Below are 17,503 nucleotides of genomic sequence, written 5' to 3' on the forward strand. Positions count from 1 at the left end.
GTTGTTCAGCCGGTGATCTCGACCTTGCCGTCGAGCCGGGCCGACCGGTCCGTCGGCGCGGCGGCTGTGGCGACACGCTCGGTGACGCCTTTCAGGAGCTGGGTGAGGTCGACGCCGGTGGTGGAGCCGAGCAGTTCGAGGCCCTGGGCGACGTTGTCGGCGACGGCGCGCGGGATCCGGCCGGCTCCGTCGGTGGAGATCACCGTCATCTTGTCCACCGCGCTGAGCGGCTCGGACGCCTTGGCGACGACCTCCGGCAGCACCTCGACGAGCATCTGGAGGATCGCGGCCTCGCCGTACTGCCCGTAGGCGTCGGCCTTCTTCCGCATCGCCTCGGCCTGCGCGCTGCCCTTGGCCGCGATCGCCGCGGCTTCCGCGTCGCCCTCCAGCCGGACCGCCTCGGCGACCGCCGCGCGCCGGGACCGCTCGGCCTCGCCCTGCTTGAGGCCCTCGATGGCCTCCGCCTCGGCGAGAGCGCTGCGGCGCTGCTTCTCGCCCTCACCGGTCAGCCGGGACCGCTCGGCCTCCGCCTGGGCGGCGGCGATACCGGCCAGCCGCTCGGCCTCGGCCTGCTTGACCCGTGCGACCCGCCGGGCTTCCGCCTCTTGCTCGGCGGCGTACCGCTGGGCGTCGGCGGGCTTGCGGACCTGGGTGTCGAGCTGCCGGTCGGTGAGCGCGGCCTGCCGTTCGGCGACCTTCTCCTGCTCGGCGAGGACCTCCTGCTGCCGGGCCGCCTCGGCCAGCGGGCCGGCGGCCGCGGCGCGGGCCCCGGCCTCGTCCGTCTCGGCCTTGATCTCCGCCTGCTTCAGCGCGAACGTCCGCTGCGCGACGGCGATCTCCTCCTCGACCTTCAGCCGCGCCTGCTCGGCGGCCCGCCGGGCGACTGCCTCGGCGATGTCGGCTTCCTGCTTGGCGCGGGCGGCCTCGGGGCGGCCGAGGTCCTCGAGGTAGGAGCCCTCGGTGGTGATGTCCTGGATCTGGAAGGCGTCCAGCACCAGTCCCTGTCCGGACAGGCTGGCCTCGGCCTCCTCGGCGACCTGCCCGGCGAAGGCAGCCCGGTCGCGGATGATGTCCTCCACCGACATCCGGCCGACGATGGCGCGCAGCGCGCCGGAGAGCACTTCCTGCGTGAAGCCGACGATGCCGTCCTGCTGCATCAGGAACCGCTGGGCGGCGGCCCGGATGGAGTCCTCGGTGCCGCCGACCTTGACGATCGCGACGCCGTCGAGGTTGGCCTTCACCCCGCGCAGGGTGACCGCGCCGCGCACGGCGACCGGGATGTGCCGGGAGGACAGGTCGAGGGTGAACTTCTGCTGCACGAACGGCACGACGAACACCCCGCCGCCGACCACGACCTTCTGCCCGCTGTTGTCGGTGAACACCCGGCCGGTCTCCGGGTCGGTGGACTTCTTGCCGCGCCGGCCGGTGATGATGAATGCCTCGCTCGGGCCGGCCACCTTGTACCGGCTGATGACGACGAGCGCCGACAGGACGAGGAGTACGACGACTCCGACCACGGCGACGACGACAGGACTCATGACAGTGCCCCCAGACACGTAGCACCCCGAAAGGGGCTGGAAAGGCCCCGCGAGGGGCGGAAAGCAGATGAGGAAGGAGGAGCGGCCGGTCGGGCGTTCAGCCGCCGAGGCGGTCCGCCGGACGCACCAGGACGGAGGTCGCGGACTGTGCCGCCTCCACCCACACCTCGGAGCCCAGGGCCACCGGTGTCGCACTGCGCGCGGCGAACTTCACCGGCTGGCCGCCGAGTTGGACGAGCACCTCGCCGAAGCCGTCGGCGGGGATGGCGGTCACCACGTTGCCGGACGTCCCGATCAGGTCGTCGCCGGTGGGCGTCACCGCCGTCTGGTCGCGCATCAGGGCACGGCTGAAGCGGTACGTCAGCCAGGCCGTGCCCGCCCCCGTCAGCGCGCCGACAACGGTGGCGCCCACCGGACCCACCCCCGCGGCCGACTGCGCGATGACCCCGCCGAAGCCGGTCATCGACAGGAAACCGGCGACGACCGGCAGCGACAGCCACCCGTCGAGGCCGCCGCCCAGCGCACCGTCGAGCACGCCGTCCAGCAGCCCGTCGAAGACCAGCGACAGGGCGAGCAGTACGACCCCCGTGATGCCGAGTCCGAGAAACCAGGACATGCGTACCGTCCCCCTCTCCCCGCCGCTGATCTCCGGCTTGACGGAATCCTGACATGCCGCAGCACACCGATTCATTGCCGGATCACGGCAATGTTCACGCCTGTTCGATGCCGCGTCTTGGAGCGCAGGCCCCCCCGGAGCCCTGGCCCGTTCCCCGATCCGCTGGAAGAGGTGGGCCGGCCGGACTGCCGAGCACGAATGCGTCCGCGACCGCACCGTCGGAGGCCATGAGCCCGCTCACAGCCGCGGCAGGCCCATCAGCGGTGCGGGGTGACCGACGAAGACATGCCGGCCATGCACCTCCACTCGCGGGACCGGCAGATGAGCCTGCGCTGCCTCGCCCGGCGGCTCGGCGTCACCACCGGCACGAAGAAGGGCCGCCACCCTTCGCCCGCCACCGTCATGCGGATGCCGCGCGAACACGACGAGCAGGCTGCCGCGGCGTGGCCGACGCATCCGGCTCCCGCCCGTGATCGGATCAGGACAGGGCGAAGTAGCGCAGCCAGACGTAGACCAGCGAGATCGCCACGGTCGCGGCCGTCACGATCAGCCCGTACTTGGTGAACTGCCAGAAGGAGATGGGCTGCCGGTTGCGTTCGGCGATGCCGAGGACCACGACGTTGGCGCTGGCGCCGATCGCGGTGGCGTTGCCGCCCAGGTCGGCCCCGAGCGCCAGGGCCCACCACATCACGTGGCCGCTCGTGCCGCCCATGGCGTGGACCAGGTCGGCCGTGATGGGCGCCATGGTGGCGACGTACGGGATGTTGTCGACGATTCCGGACAGTACGGCCGAGCCGCCGAGCAGGGTCATGGAGCCGGCCAGCTCGTTGCCGCCGATCGCGTCGGCCAGGTGCCGGGAGATCTCGCCGACGACGCCGGTGTCGATGAGCCCGCCGATCATGATGAACAGGCCGGCGAAGAAGGCGAGCGTGGGCCACTCCACCTCGGCCAGCACGTCGTGGGTCTCGACGGCGGTCACGGCGACGAGCAGCCCGGCGCCGAACAGGGCGACGACGCTCGGCGCGTAGTGCAGCACCGGGTGCAGGACGAAGCCGACGACGACCAGGACCAGGACGATCAGCCCCTGGACCAGCAGGCGCGGGTCCTTGATGGCTTCCCGCTCCTCCAGCTCCATGATCTCGGCGGCGCGGTCGTCGTCGTAGACGAACGACTCGCGGAACATCACCCGGCACAGGGCGAGCAGGACGACCACCAGCACGGCGGCGAGCGGGGCCAGGTGGACGACGAAGTCGTTGAAGGTCAGCCCGGCACGGCTGGCGATGATGATGTTCGGCGGGTCACCGACCAGCGTCGCGGTGCCGCCGATGTTCGACGCCATCACCTCGGCGATCAGGAACGGCGCGGCGGGCAGCGACATCCGCTCGCACACCAGCAGGGTCACCGGAGCGACCAGCAGCACGGTGGTGACGTTGTCCAGCAGGGCCGAGGCCAGGGCCGTGATGACCACGAGCATGGCCATGACCCGGAAGGGTCTCGCCCGGGCCCGCTTGACCGCCCAGATCGCCAGGTACTCGAACACGCCGGTCCGCTTCAGCACGCCGACGATCATCATCATGCCCATCAGGAGGAAGATGACGTTCCAGTCGATGCCGGAGTCCTCGGAGTAGAACGCCGAGACGTCGTCGGTCGCCCCGATCGCCAGCATCAGCCCCGCGCCGCCGAGAGCCACGGCGACGCGGTGGATCTTCTCGCTGATGATCAGGGCGTACGCGCCGGCGAAGACGGTGACCGCCGCCCAGCTGTGCCAGTCGTTCACAGTCCTCCGGTTCCTCCTGCGGTCGGTATGGCCTGCGGGGCCTGTGTCCGGGCGGCGTCCGCGTCGTCGTCCCCGGCCGGGATGCCTGCCAGTTCCTCGACGTCGAAGGCGCGGGCGATCGGCACGTCGGTGGAGCTGTGGGCGATGATCGAGAAGGCGATGCACACCGCGATCAGGGTGAACGCCTCCCGCCCCTGCGGAATGCCGGACTGCAGCACCAGCAGCCCGTACACCACCGAAGCGAAGCCCTTCGGGCCGAACCAGGCCGCCACCAGCCTCTCCCGCCGGGAGATGCGCGTGCCGAGCAGCGAGAGCAGCAAGGAGGCCGGCCGGATCACGAGGATCGCCAGGATCACCGCCGCGTAGCCGCCGATCGGCAGGTCACCGAACAGAGTCGGGGTCAGCAGCGCGCCGAAGACCAGGAGCGCGGTGAACTTCGCCAGCTCCGCCACAGCCTCGCCCAGCGGTTCGAAGGAAGCCTTCGCCTCAGGCGACACGTGGGCCAGCACCGCGCCCGCCGAGAAGGCGGCCAGATAGGGGTTGGCGTGCGTGAGGTGGCAGGCCGCGTAGAGGATGATCCCGGTCGCCAGCGGCAGCAGGGGCTGCAGCTTCGGCTCCGCGCCCAGCAGCCGGAAGCGCACCAGCCCGTTGACGACCAGCGGCAGAACGATGCCGAAGACCAGGCCGAGCAGCAGCTCGACCGCGATCGTTCCCGGCTCCGCCTCCATCGTGCCTGCGGTCGGACCGGCGGCGGCGATGAGCATCAGGACCACGGGCAGGGCCAGCCCGTCATTGATGCCACTCTCCACGTTCAGCAGCTGCCGGAGCTTGGCCGGAACCTCGCTGCGGCCCACGATCGCCGAGGCGAACACCGGGTCGGTGGGGGCGAGGACCGCACCGACCAGGAATGACGTCGTCCAGTCCAGCCCCGCCAGAAAGTGTGCGGCCAGCCCCATGAAGACGAACGCGAGCGGCATGCCCAGGCCCAGGGCACGCGCCGGGTTCCTCCAGTTGGTGCGCAGCTTCGGCAGGGAGACGTGCATGCCGTCGGTGAAGAGCACCGCGAAGAGGGCCAGGTCGGCCGTCACGGACACGATCTCGCTGTCCGGCGTGATGTGGATCAGGCCGAGGAAACCGTCGCTGACGAGTGCGCCGCCGACCAGGAAGAGAAGGGAGGTGGAGAGCACGGTCCGTGCCGCAAGTCCCGACAGCAGAACCGCCACCAGCAGCGCGACACCGAACACCGCTACGAGAACCATGGCCGACGCCCCGATCGGAAGAGAGATCTGTCCCCTGCTCGCCGACCAGGCTTCCCGGCACACCGACGGGAACCTTACCTTCCCTTGATGCGTCTTTGACAGATCGCCGATGTGCACCACGAGGGCTCGGACGTTGCCGGACTTCGGCAACGTCCGAACGAACCAGGCTGCGATACACGGGACAGTGCTGCGCCTCCCGCGTCATGAAGCGGCTGTCAGCAGCCGCTCCAGCAGGTGTGACGCGGTGATCACACCCAGCAGCCTCCGTTCGTCCTCGTCCTCCTCCACGACAGCGATCAGTGGGCTGCGGGTCTGCGCCATCAGCGCCGCCACTTCCAGCGCGGTCGCGTCCGGCTCGGCCACCGGAGGAGCGGGGACACTCTTGGGCAGGCAGTCGCCCACCGTACGGCCCCTGAGCGTCCGGCAGAGCCGGTCGGCGTGGCGTTCGTCGACCACCGCAGCCAGCGCCGGGTCGTCGAGCACGTACGACGGCACCAGAATCCTGATCATCTGTGATGCCGGAAGGATCGCCTTGGGCGTGACGTTCGCGTCGACGACCAGCAGCGCCGGCAGTCGGTGCTCGACCATCAGCCGCGCCGCCGCCGTCGCGTCGGTGTCGACGCCCACGGTCTCGTACTCGACTGCCAGGTCACGTGCCCGCACGATCGGCTCCCGTTCCGCTGAATGTCCCACCGCGCGGATACGGCCGACGGACCAGCCCTCGCGCGGCGGCTCCGCTGTCATTGTGCGGCAACCGGCACGGTCGGCCCTCGCCCGGCTCAGCCCGACCGGGCCGTCGGCGTGCTGCACGACGTCCCGCGGACGGGCACGGCAGAATCGAGCGGGGCGTGTGGGTGCCGTCCGGGCGCCCGGACGGCACCCATGCCGGACCCGAGGCGGGTGAGCCCGGGAGGTTCCATGGAATGGCTGGTGTCATTGACCGGCGCGGCGGTGGTGCTGATCATCCTGCGGGACGTGTTCCACACTCTGTGGCACCCCACTCGGCACGGGGGCCTGAGCAGGGTCGTCATGTCGCTGCTGTGGCGGCTGTCCACCCGGGGTCGCAGGAGCAGCAGGACCGCGGGGCTGGCCGGGCCCGTCGGCATGGTGACCGTGGTGGCCACGTGGACCTGCGCCGTGGCCATGGGCTGGGCACTTGTGTACTGGCCGCACATGCCGGACGCGTTCGCCTTCTCCGGCGGACTGGAGCCGTCCGAGCACTCCGGGCCGGTGGACGCCCTGTACCTGTCCCTGGTGACCATCGCCACGCTCGGCCTGGGCGACATCGCGCCGTCCGCCGGCTGGCTGCGCATCGTCGCACCGCTGGAGTCACTGGTCGGCTTCGCGCTGTTGACCGCGACCGTCTCCTGGATCCTCGGCATCTACCCGGCTCTGGCCCGGCGCCGGGCACTGGCGCTGCGCATCTCCCAGCTGCGCCGTGCCGATCCGACGGCCGGGCGAGCGGGCCACGACGTGGGGGCCGCCGTCCTCGGCCAACTCGCCGCCGACATCGCGCGCGTCTGCGTCGACTTCCTCCAATACCCCGAGTCCTACTACTTCCACGACGGATCCGGCGACATCTCGCTGGCCCTCACCCTCGGCCACGCCGCCGACCTCGTCGAGCGGACGAGGCGAGCGGAGCATCCGGACACCCGGAGCGCCGCGGCCGTGCTCGCCACGGCCCTCGACGACCTCGCCACTGTGCTCGACCAGCGGTTCCTGCACACCGGAGGTACCTGGCAGCGGGTCCTGGCCGCCTACGCCCGCGATCACGGCAGCCCCTGACTGGACCGGCCCGGCCCGTTCCGGAAGCGGAACGGGGCCATGGAGCGGCCGTGTCGTCATCGAGGGTCGCGGGGGAGCACGGACGGCAATTCGCCGGCGGGCTCTGTCGCGTCGGTTCAGTCGGCGTCCGCCTGGGCCTCGACGTCCGGGAGCCGGCCATCGTGGGCGCGCACGACGAGCACCGGGCAGGTTGCATGGTGCACGCAGTGCTGGCTGACTGATCCGAGCAGCGTTCCCGCGAACGTCCCGTGCCCGTGGCTGCCGACCACCAGCAGGTCGGCGCTCCTGGCCGCCTCGATGAGGACCGTCGCCGGGTGGCCCTCCACGACCTGGGGGACGACGTTCAGGTCCGGGTACTCCCCGAGCACGTCCTGCACCGTGCGCCGCAGGTTCTCCCGCGCGTGCCCCTCGAAGTCGGCGTCCGAGTAGTCCGTCGGCATGCCGTAGGTGGGCGGCAACCGCCACGCCTGCACAGGACGCAGCTCCGCACCGGTCAGCACCGCTTGCCGCGCAGCCCAGCGAAGCGCCGACCTGCTCGAGTCCGACCCGTCCACGCCGACCACGATCCGCTGTGGGGGAGTCCGGTCACTCATGGTTCGCCACCTCCGTACCCTCCGGCCTTCCCACACTCCCGCGCCGGTGGCTCACCACCAAGGGACCTTCGGTCCCGATCTCGGCCCGACCGGGGAGGGGCGCGCCCCGGCGAGAAACAGCGACTCCCAGGCCGGCAGCCCCAGGACCGACCCTGCTCCCGCGACCAGCACTCTTGACACGTTTTGCATAATGCAAGAATAGGGAAGTGGGACGGGTGCACCATCCAGGCAGCCGAGGAAGGGTACGCATGACCGGCACCACCTCGAGCCGCTCCGCGCCTCCGCGGACGTTCGCGGTCCTGCGCACCGCCTCCTGGGGTCTGATGGTGCTGGCCGTGGTGATCGGGGCCGCGGCCGGGGTGGGCTCGGTCGTCTTCCGCTGGTGCATCCAGACGTTCACGCGTGTCCTCTCCGGGCACCAGGACTATGCCGCTTCCCCCGGCGCGGGCAATCCGCATGTTCCTTGGCTGGGCCCCTGCTTCGTGCTCCTCACGCCGGTGATCGGCGGTCTGCTGTACGGGCCGCTGGTGAACCGGTTCGCCAAGGAAGCCCGCGGCCACGGGGTGCCCGAGGTGATGCTGGCCGTCGCCCAGCGCGGCGGACGGATCAGCCCCAAGGTCGCGGTGGTCAAGACGCTCGCCTCCGCCCTGTGCATCGGCTCGGGCGGCTCGGTGGGCCGCGAGGGCCCGATCGTGCAGATCGGCTCCGCGCTCGGCTCCACCCTCGGCCGCGTCACGAAGGTCACCGAGGAGCGGATGAAGCTCCTGGTCGCCTGCGGCGCGGCAGGCGGTATCGCCGCCACTTTCAACGCCCCGCTGGCCGGCGTCTTCTTCGCCATGGAACTGATTCTGGGAACCTTCAGCGCGGAAGCCTTCGGCGCCACCGTGCTGGCCAGCGTCACCGCCAGCATCATCGGACGCGCCACCTTCGGCGACACGGCCTTCCTCGACCTCCCCGACTTCCACGTCGACCATCTCGCCCAGTACGCCCTGTTCGCGCTGCTCGGCGTGGTCGCCGCGGCCGTGGGCGTCGGCTTCTCCCGTGTGCTGTACCTCATCGAAGACGCCTGCGACTGGCTGTGGCGCGGTCCGGAGTGGCTGCGCCCGGCTGTCGGCGGTCTCGCCCTCGGCCTGGTACTGCTGGCCCTGCCACAGATGTACGGCGTCGGCTATCCCGTACTGCAGAAGGCGACCGAGGGCGGCTACGCGGTCGGCTTCCTGCTCCTGCTGCTGGGGGGCAAGATTCTGGCGACCAGCCTGACGATCGGCATCGGCGGCTCGGGCGGGGTGTTCGCGCCCAGCCTGTTCATCGGGGCGATGCTGGGCTCGGCGTACGGCATCGGCGTCCACCATCTGCTGCCCGCGTCGGCCGGTGCGGTGGGCGCGTACGCGCTGGTCGGCATGGGCGCCGTCTTCGCCGGCGCCGCGCGGGCACCGATCACCGCCGTGGTCATCCTCTTCGAGCTCACCGGCGAGTACTCGATCATCCTGCCGCTGATGCTGGCGATCGTGCTGGCCACAGCCGTCAGCCGCCTGCTGACCGGCGACACCATCTACACGCTCAAACTGCGCCGACGCGGCATCGACCTCGAAGGCCCCGCCCCCGGCGCACGGATCGGCACCCAGCACGTCGGTACGGTCATGGAGCCCCTGCCCTCCTCCCTGCCGGTGTCGACCGCACTCGCCGACGCCGCGGACATGCTGAGCCTGTCCGGTCATGGCGCGCTCCCGGTGGTCGACCACACCGGAGACTATGTCGGCGTCATCACCGCCCAAGCGGTGGCCGAGGCCCTGGCGGAACAGCCGAAGGCGGCGCCGGCCGTCATCGGAGAACTCGCCGAGCCCCCCGCGCCCGTCACGGCGGACCAGCCCCTCGCGCAAGCGCTGCACATCCTGCTCTCATCTTCAGGCACAGGGGTGCCGGTCCTCGACTCCGAACACGGCAAGCCGGTCGGCTGGCTCAGCCACCAGAGCGCGCTGCGCGCCGTGCACACGGCCGCCTAGATGTCCCGGGAGGCAGTGGACGGGTGAAGCCAGGTCTCACTCCGCCGGGTGACTCCCGGAGCCGTACCGCGGACCGAGCCGCACCGAAGAGACCGCCACACGCATGGTGCCGACGAGGCCGGCGCCGAGGCGGGGAAGGCACGCGATCCTTCCTCACGTATAGCATTGTGCAATCTTGACCTGCTGCAAAGGTTTCGCCTGGAGCGTGTGCAGCGCCAGGTACACACCGAGCAAGGCGACGATGCCGACCAGCGCCCGTCCGGCCCGCACCATGCAGAGACGGAGGACGAGCGCGGCAGCACACAGCAGTCCGGCCTCACCACCCGCCAGTCGAGGAACGAATTCCGCGGTGGACCGCAGATGCGCCGTCAGAGGGAGCTCCACCGTGGAAGGGGAATCCGCACTGTCCTCGCCCGGACCGGCACGGGTGGCCGCGATGCCGGCACCCTGACGATTCCCTTGCGTGATGGAAGACCGGCAGGAGCAGGGGAAGAGCGGCCTGGATACGCCGGTGCGGGGACCGTCAGACGACGCGCGTCATCGCGCGCCCACCGCCCAGCCCAGCGGGTAGGGTTCTGGATGGTCCAGCACCGGAGCGGGGGGTTCCCCCCCAGCCTCGTTGAAGGCGTTCAGGGCCTCGATGAGGGCCAACCGCTGTGTCGGCCTGAGGCGCTCGACGATCGTGGCGATCTCGGCGCGGCGCCGTGCGGTGACGTCCTCGACGGTGCGGCTGCCTTCCTCGGTGAGCTGCAGCAGGGTCTCGCGGCGGTTGCCGGGGTTGGTCTGCCGGTCGGCCAGCCCGGCCGCGATGAGCCGGTCGACCATGCGCATCGCCGTCGAGGGTGCCACCTGGAGCAGTTCCGCGAGCGTCACCAGTTTGGTGGCACCGCGAGTGGACAGCGCCACCAGCATCCGGAACTGCGGCAGCGTGACGCGCTCCTCGACAGCGGCGAGCGACCGGGCAGAGACCGCCACCAGCAGCCGCGAAGCGGTCAGTACCGCACGGGTGACGGCCTCGCCGTCGTCCATGGTCCCCGCGGTGGTCTCGTGTTCCGGCATACGTCCTTTCTACCTTGCCGAAGTCCCTGCCGGCTCACGTGATCGGAGCGGATTTTCCTTCCCCATGACCGTGGTAGCGCAGGAGTAGCATCGCGGCGTCGTCATGGAGCGGCCCCGCGGCATGCCGAACCACGTCCTTGCGCAGGGACTCCAGCGCGCTGTGCGCGTCGCCGTCCTTGAGCAGGTGTACGCGCTCGGGGAGCGGATAGAACCGGCCGGTGGGGTCGCGGGTCTCGGTGACCCCGTCGGTGTACAGCAGCAACTGGTCGCCCGGCGCGAAGCCCACCCGATACGGCTTCGGACCGCCGCTCTCCGGCGCTTCCAGGCCCAGCGGCAGCGCGTACGCGGACGGCTGCGGGAAGTCGGCGCTGCCGTCGCCGCGTACGAGCATCGGGGCCGGGTGGCCGTAGTTGAGAAAGACGACGTCGTGGTCCGCGCCGATCTCCGCGAGGATCGCGGTGACGAACCTCTCACCGTCCAACTCCCGGCCGACGCTGCGCTCCAGGCGCTCACCGAGCCCGACCAGATCAGGTTCCTCGTGGGCGGCCTCCCGGAAGGCGCCGAGTACCACGGCGGCGGTCTCCACCGCGGCCAGTCCCTTGCCCTGCACGTCCCCCACGATCACCCGGACCCCGTGCGGCGAGGCGACCACCTCGTACAGGTCTCCGCCGATCCGCGCTTCGGCGACCGCCGAGGTGTACGACACCGCCGCCTGCAGCGGGCCCGCGGTCAGCGGCACCGGGCGCAGCAGCACCCGCTGGGCCACCTCCGCGATCGAGCGCACACTGGCCAGCTCCGCCTCTCGGCGGCCGCGCATCACGGCCGCCGCGACTCCCGCGCCGGTCACCCCCACCACCGACCCGAGGGCCGCGAACCCGCGACGCTCCTCGAACAGCCCGTCGTACACCCCGAGGCCCACGCACAGGCCGAGCGCCACCACGCCGATCACGGCCGTACGCCGCCACCCACCGACCAGGCCGGAGAACGCGGGGCCGAGCGACACCAGAGGCAACAGTCCCACGCCAGGCCCGCCAACCACGTCCGCCACCATGACCACTGCCATCACCGCGAGCGGCATGCAGGACAGCACCATGCCGCTCGCGGGCGGCTTCTGGTCGGTCATGGACGCTCCAGCGGTCTCCAGGCACTCAGGAGCCGCCCGCAGTCTCCGCGGACACCCTCCTCATATTTAGACTATGCAAAAGTTGCTTCCGTGGGGCGGCCCCGGTATCGCGCCTTTACCCAATCGAGTCCGGGAGTCGACGCTTCCCGAACCGCGAGGGCCGGCCATGGTGCGACGAGACGGCGCGCCCCGCCGAAGCGGTGGGCCGGGCCTGAAGGGCCGGCCGGCCGCGGACTTCCCGCCTCTCGCCCTCTCCCGCGCGCCACTGTGGGTCGAGAAGGACCTGGGATGTGGCTTTGCACTGTGCAGGTATTGCTTCCGGGGGCCGTGCCGACGGCCGACTGCCGCTTGGGCACCCAGGAGTGAAGCCGGCATGGTCACGGACGGTACGCCGGCCGTCGGCGGCCCCCTTCCCACTCTCTGGCCGACCGGCCATGCCCGCCGTCACCGCACCTGCGACGACTGCGGCACGAGCCGGATCGACCGGCACAGCAGGAAGACCACGCGCACACCGAGCCCCGGCCGTCACCGGCGATCCGCGAACACGAGGAGGCAGACGGAACCGTGACCGACCCAGGGGCAGGCAGCAACGGAACACCCGAGGAGCCGGATGCCGGCGCCACTTCCGAGGAGACCTGGCTGAAGTTCCTCACCGACAGTGAGGAGGCCATCCGCGCATCCGCCCCCAGGGAGCCCTCTGCGCAGGAACGGGCGTCGGGGCGGCCCATCTGCCGCCCCGACGGGGACACGACCTGGCCGCGGACCGGACCTCCTTCCGACCGGACGAGGACAGTCGGTGAGCCGTGGGAACCCGACGGCCCATGGGCGGGGCCGCCGTGGCGGTAAATGGACAACCGCGCCAGGCTCCGACGTGTCTGCGGTGTGATCGCCACGGCCGTAGCCGTCACCCTGTTCCTGGCAGCCTGGTCCCTGCTGTCCACCAGCGCCGGCTCCCCGACCGGCGGACCGGGCGATACCGTGCAGCAACCGGACGACGTTCCCGCCGAGATGCCCGCGGCAACGCAGAGCAGGAAAGACTGTTCGCGGCCGCCGCCCACCGCGACAGGCTCACCTCTGGCGGCTGCGGCACCGAGTCTCCACGACCCGGTGGCTCCCGTCAGTCACGTCGAGTCACCTCTCTTCCGGCGAACCGTCCAGATTCCGGCGGCGCTGTCGGCCGTGCCCCTTCGTCGGCCGCGCCTCCCGGCACGCGTGCACCCGAATGCGCAGGCCTGAAGTGCTGCACCGGCCTATTCCACTGCTCCGGAGTCGCGCCGGGCCGCCGGGCGGGTGTGGACGTACAGCTGGCGGCGGTCGCCGACGTCCAGGTGGCGCGGCAGCGGCAGCTCGTAGCGCACCGGGCGGTGGTGGTCGGCCATCTGCCGTGCGGGGTTGTAGACGCGGTTGAACTTCCACAACATACGGGCGAAGTTGGTCTGTCCGCGGGCGAGGTTGCCGCCCAGTACGCGCAGGGCGCCCATCGCGGTCCGCAGGCCCAGGTGCTTGCGGTTGATGACCGACTGGGTCTTGACCAGTTCGCGGTAGAAGACGTCCAAGGGCAGGGTGGTGGGCACCACGGCGTGCTGGATGTCGAAGAGCCGGTAGTCGCGGGTGGTGAGCTTGCGGGACTCGGTGTGCCAGATCTCGGTGCCCGGGTAGGGCGTCATCACCGTGAGGTGCACGATCTCCGGGACGGCCAGGGCGAATTCCCGCACGGTGCGGAAGCGTTCCTCGTCCCAGGCCGGGTCGACGATGAGGTTGATCGCCACGTTGATGCCGAGTCGGCGGGCCGTCTCCAGGGCGCGGAAGTTGTCGTCGGGGCTGACGCGTTTGCGGTACAGGTCCAGTCCCTCGGCGTCGATGGCCTCCATGCCGAGGAACATGTACTTCAGCCCGAGCAGGGTCCAGCGCTGGAACACTTCCTCGTTGCGCAGCAGGACGTCGCTGCGGGTCTCCAGGTAGTAGTGCTTGCGGATCCTGCGGCGTTCCAGTTCGGCGGCGATGGCGTGCCCGTGTTCGGGCCGGATGAAGGCGACGTCGTCGACGATGAACACGTTCGGCTCCCGGATGCCTGCCAACTCCGCGCCGGCCGCCTCGGGGGAGGCCTTGCGGTAGCTGCGGCCGTAGAAGGTCCAGGCGGAGCAGAAGGAGCAGTCCCAGGGGCAGCCCCGGGTGAACTCGATGGACGCGCACGGGTCCAGTTCCCCGATGAAGTAGCGGCGCCGGTGGTGCGTCAGGTCGCGCGCGGGCGTGGGGCTGTCGATGCTGTGCAGCATCCGCGGTTCGGGGCCGCGGCCCGCCGGTGTCACGATCCCCGGCACATCCTGGACGCCGCCGTCCCGGATCGCCGCCAGCAGGGGAGCCATGGCTGGTTCCCCTTCGCCGCGCACCACCGCGTCCACGGCACCCTCGGCCTGGGCGAGCACGTCTTCCGCCACGAAGGAGACGCTGTGCCCGCCGAGGAACACGAAGCAGCCCGGTACGGCGCGCTTGGCCGCGTGGGCGAGCTCGATGGCTTCGGGGACGTTGGCCAGGTAGTTCAGGGACACGCCGAGGGCGTCCGGGCGGAAGGCGGTGAGCTCACGGGCCAGTTCCCTGGCGCCGGTCACCTGCAGGTCCACCACCCTCACCTCGTGGCCCGCGTCGCGAGCCGCGCCGGCCACCCGTTCCAGGCCGAGCGGTTCCAGACGCAGGAAGATCTCCGAGTACAGCAGGGCGCTGGGGTGGACGAGGAGCAGGCGCATGGTCACCTCGGTGAGCGGCGATTGAGGGGCAGCGGCCGGGCGGCTGCCTGTCACAGGGGTTCCACGCAGGACGGGCGGGAACCACACGTCCGCCGAACGGCTCACCGCCGGCGGTCCCTCCGAACGGCGTTCACCGTGTGCCTCCACCCGGTGACGCCCCGGACGGCTTCGGGCCGGCAGAGGCATCCGGCCCCGCACCGTGGCAGCCGGGCTCGGACGCCACGCCATCGCCGAAGACCGGGCCGCGTCCGCCGGCTCGTGGGCGCAGACGGACGCCATCGGCGCGCAGCACTCCGCAGACGTCCAGGACGAGAGGGAAGACCTCATGGCTGCCGTCCTCGCCCTGTTCCTCCCACGCCCTTTGCTCGGCCCCGACGACCATGTGGTCCTCCGCGAACACCGGCTCGGTGAAACGCCTGATGGCTGCTGCCCGCGCACCGCCCCGGTGAGGGCCGCGCTCGCAGCCCCGAAGGCCTCCTCGCCGACCGGGGCGTCCGGATACGCAGCGCGGAGGTGCGTGATCGCCTGCGGCGTCCGTGCATCCGTGCGGCCCGTACGCGGAGAAAGGGAAGTGCTGCGGGGCATTTCCCATTTACGGGACCAAAAGCCCCTTTTCTCCTGCGGGCGGTGCCCGTTTTCTTGAAGAGACGGTTCGTGGTGATGGCGGACGTGATGACAACCAGGGCGTGGGGGCCGGAGGTGGTCGCAGTGCGGAAGGTCCTCGGCAGGCGGTCGCGCGCCGGTGCCCGGAGGGTGCTCGTGCCCCCCGCGGTGGCGATCTCGCTCTTTCCTGTGCTTCTGCTGATACTCGACCTGTTCACCCCGAACGTCATCCGGCTGGGGCCGCTGATGGTGGCGGCGCCCACGCTTGCGGCGGTGTTCTGCGCTCCGGCGGGTGTCCTCGGAGTGGTCGCGGTGACGCTGCCGTGCGTGATCATGTCCTCCTGGGCCAACGGGCTGGTGGGCACGCCGAACTTCCCGGCCCAGTTGGGCACCATCGCCCTGATCAGCGTGGCCGCCGTGGCCGCCGCCGCGGTACGGGTGCGCAGGGAGCGCCAGCTGGCACGGGCCCGCTGGGTCGCGGAGGTCACCCAGCGGGTGCTGCTGCATCCGCTGCCGCGCCGGGTCGGGTCCTTCGACGTGGCCTCGCTGTACGAGTCGGCGGACGAGGAGGCCGCCGTCGGCGGGGACCTGTACGCGATGGCCCGGCACGGGGACTGTTCCCGGCTCCTGCTCGGCGACGTGCAGGGCAAGGGGCTGGCCTCGCTGGACATGGTCAGCTCGGTGCTGAACGGCTTCCGGCACTCGGTCCGGCACGGCAGCCCGCTCACGACGGTGGTGCGGGAGCTGTCGGCGGGGTTCCGCGAGGACGTCCGGGAGCTGTCCGCCGCGGCCGAGGCGTCCCCCTGCGGTCCCGGTGCGTTCACGGAGGAGTCGTTCGTGACCGCTGTCGTGTGCGAGCTGCCCGACGAGGGGCCGATGCGCCTGGTGAATCTGGGGCATCCCGAGCCGCTGCTGCTGCACGACGGAAAGGTCACGGCGCTGGAGCCGACGGTGCCGGTACCCCCGTTGGGCCTCGAGGACCTCAACGGCGGGGAGGTGGTGGTGGACACCGCCGACTTCCCGCCGGGCGCCACCCTGGTGCTCTACACCGACGGCGTGACCGAGGCACGCAACCCGGCCGGCGACTTCTACCCGCTCGCCGACCGGTTGCGGAACTGGACCGGCCTGCCCCCGGAAGCCCTGCTGGCCGCGGTCCGCGCCGACCTCCGTCGGCACGTGGACGGCCCGCTCACCGACGACGTGGCCATGGTGGCCCTCCAGCGCACCCCGGCGCCCGAGCCCACAGTCGGCCGTCCCATGAGCAGAGGGCAGGACCTCCAGCCCCACTTCGGCCTTGGCGACCTCGATCGCTGGCGCCAGGCGGTGGACGGGGGCCGCTGTGCTGTCGCCGGAACTCCGCGACGTCAGCCGAAGCCGTAGGAGAGCGTCCTCATCACCGGTGCTGAGGACGCGCGGTCTCGTGACTGACCATCGATTGCGGACCGGTACTGGAGCCGGGAACCTTCACGGATCGCCCAGCCTCCCTTGCCGAAGTGCTGCTCGGCGGACATCCCCTTGGACTACGGGTAGGGACTTTCGGCACGTGCGCTGGGCCGGACACCGGCGCAGGATGCAGGATCTGGGAGCCTTGGCCCCGAGATCCGCTCCTACTCGGGTGCCGACGTGCTTGCGCCTTGGCGCGGTGCCTGTTCGAAGGAGCTCAGCTTCGCAGCCGACGTGGTGTCCTGCCGTTTGCCGTGATCCTCGGGCAGATGACCACGGCAATGGCCCGCGGCCGCGCATGACTCCGGGCTCGGAGGATCCTCCATCCCCAAATCCCGGGCGTCGGGGCAACCAACACTGACGAGATCGCGGAAGACAGCAGTCAGCGAAGATGAGAGGCAGGTGGGCTTCGAGGAAATGATGGCCGCCGGCAGAGTGACCCCCGGGGCGACCTTGCACGGTGACTATATGGGGCAACGACACACCGCAACCGTGTTGACCACTGGTCAGATCCGCTACCAGGAGAAGGTCTACCCCTCGCTGTCGGCTGCCGGGCAGGCGGTCAAGCTCCACGTCAGAGGCCGCGATACCCCAGAGTCCACCTTGTCCACGGACGGGTGGGAGTTCTGGCGTACGGCAGACCCGGTCTGCGGCGACGAAGTATCGTCGCAAGGGCCGTGCGCTGGAGGCGCTTTCGCCTTCGGCGCTGAGCTGGGGCTCGCCCAGCCGGGGCCCGGCAAGCCCGCTGGCGGAACCCTTCTGGGTCCAAGATGGGTCCGGAAGGACGGTGAAAGTCCGTGAACGATCATCACAGCCCGAACACCCTCGCGCCTGCTGACCTGCACAGACGGCGAAAACAGGGAGAGGGAGTGAATCATGGGGCAACGCTCTGGCGTTCTCGTAATGCGTAGGTCTCGGGTTCGAATCCCGAAGGCGGCTCCACTGGAACCCCAGGTCAGA

14 protein-coding genes are annotated in these 17,503 nt (G+C 70.8%); 4 read left to right on the plus strand and 10 right to left on the minus strand.

Going from position 1 to position 17,503, the window contains the following annotated elements; genetic code table 11:
- Nucleotides 1-5 precede the first annotated feature (5 nt).
- The 5 genes from ACZ5GT_RS14370 to ACZ5GT_RS14390 all read right to left on the minus strand — a co-directional run bounded on the left by ACZ5GT_RS14370 (nt 6) and on the right by ACZ5GT_RS14390 (nt 5,853).
- Nucleotides 6-1,538 (minus strand): flotillin family protein, encoded by a 1,533-nt coding sequence (locus ACZ5GT_RS14370; RefSeq protein WP_469021242.1) that lies wholly within the window; start codon nt 1,536-1,538, stop codon nt 6-8.
- Nucleotides 1,539-1,635: 97 nt separating this feature from the next.
- A complete protein-coding gene (locus tag ACZ5GT_RS14375; protein WP_469021245.1) occupies nt 1,636-2,154 on the minus strand; it encodes a hypothetical protein in 519 nt (172 codons plus the stop codon).
- 478 nt (nt 2,155-2,632) lie between these two features.
- Nucleotides 2,633-3,931, minus strand: coding sequence for an ArsB/NhaD family transporter (locus tag ACZ5GT_RS14380; protein WP_351892115.1), 1,299 nt, complete (start codon nt 3,929-3,931; stop codon nt 2,633-2,635).
- The gene (locus ACZ5GT_RS14385) at nt 3,928-5,190 is read right to left on the minus strand and encodes a cation:proton antiporter (RefSeq protein ID WP_351892113.1); all 1,263 of its coding nucleotides are present in this window, start codon (nt 5,188-5,190) and stop codon (nt 3,928-3,930) included. The genes ACZ5GT_RS14380 and ACZ5GT_RS14385 overlap by 4 nt, the downstream gene beginning before the upstream one ends.
- Before the next feature lie 201 nt (nt 5,191-5,391).
- Nucleotides 5,392-5,853 (minus strand): CBS domain-containing protein, encoded by a 462-nt coding sequence (locus ACZ5GT_RS14390; RefSeq protein ID WP_351892110.1) that lies wholly within the window; start codon nt 5,851-5,853, stop codon nt 5,392-5,394.
- Nucleotides 5,854-6,108: 255 nt separating this feature from the next.
- On the opposite strand from ACZ5GT_RS14390, the gene ACZ5GT_RS14395 reads away from it, so the two are divergent.
- Entirely contained in the window at nt 6,109-6,975 is an 867-nt protein-coding gene (locus tag ACZ5GT_RS14395) for a potassium channel family protein (protein ID WP_469021253.1), read from the plus strand.
- Nucleotides 6,976-7,091: 116 nt separating this feature from the next.
- Here ACZ5GT_RS14395 and ACZ5GT_RS14400 read toward each other — a convergent pair whose 3' ends face one another.
- Nucleotides 7,092-7,568 carry a universal stress protein gene (locus ACZ5GT_RS14400; protein WP_351892106.1) on the minus strand — a complete coding sequence of 159 codons (477 nt, stop codon included), beginning with the start codon at nt 7,566-7,568 and terminating at the stop codon, nt 7,092-7,094.
- Nucleotides 7,569-7,891: 323 nt separating this feature from the next.
- Between ACZ5GT_RS14400 and ACZ5GT_RS14405 the strand changes: the two genes are divergently transcribed.
- Nucleotides 7,892-9,571, plus strand: a complete 1,680-nt coding sequence (locus ACZ5GT_RS14405; RefSeq protein WP_469021443.1) for a chloride channel protein — start codon at nt 7,892-7,894, stop codon at nt 9,569-9,571.
- Nucleotides 9,572-9,724: 153 nt separating this feature from the next.
- On the opposite strand, the gene ACZ5GT_RS14410 is transcribed toward ACZ5GT_RS14405, so the two are convergent.
- From ACZ5GT_RS14410 to hpnR, 4 genes are all read right to left on the minus strand, one after another.
- Nucleotides 9,725-9,955 (minus strand): hypothetical protein, encoded by a 231-nt coding sequence (locus ACZ5GT_RS14410; protein ID WP_469021257.1) that lies wholly within the window; start codon nt 9,953-9,955, stop codon nt 9,725-9,727.
- A 153-nt stretch (nt 9,956-10,108) separates the two neighbouring features.
- On the minus strand, nt 10,109-10,630 hold the full coding sequence (locus ACZ5GT_RS14415; protein ID WP_469021260.1) for a MarR family winged helix-turn-helix transcriptional regulator: 522 nt from the start codon (nt 10,628-10,630) through the stop codon (nt 10,109-10,111).
- 34 nt (nt 10,631-10,664) lie between these two features.
- Entirely contained in the window at nt 10,665-11,753 is a 1,089-nt protein-coding gene (locus ACZ5GT_RS14420; protein ID WP_469021263.1) for a SpoIIE family protein phosphatase, read from the minus strand.
- Nucleotides 11,754-13,003: 1,250 nt separating this feature from the next.
- Nucleotides 13,004-14,497, minus strand: a complete 1,494-nt coding sequence (gene hpnR, locus ACZ5GT_RS14425) for a hopanoid C-3 methylase HpnR (protein WP_469021268.1) — start codon at nt 14,495-14,497, stop codon at nt 13,004-13,006.
- A 792-nt stretch (nt 14,498-15,289) separates the two neighbouring features.
- Here hpnR and ACZ5GT_RS14430 point away from each other — a divergent pair.
- The gene (locus tag ACZ5GT_RS14430) at nt 15,290-16,480 is read left to right on the plus strand and encodes a PP2C family protein-serine/threonine phosphatase (RefSeq protein ID WP_469021270.1); all 1,191 of its coding nucleotides are present in this window, start codon (nt 15,290-15,292) and stop codon (nt 16,478-16,480) included.
- A 420-nt stretch (nt 16,481-16,900) separates the two neighbouring features.
- Nucleotides 16,901-17,344 (plus strand): restriction system modified-DNA reader domain-containing protein, encoded by a 444-nt coding sequence (locus tag ACZ5GT_RS14435; protein ID WP_469021449.1) that lies wholly within the window; start codon nt 16,901-16,903, stop codon nt 17,342-17,344.
- Nucleotides 17,345-17,503 lie beyond the last annotated feature (159 nt).

Source organism: Streptomyces sp. NPDC031340 (assembly GCF_055569945.1).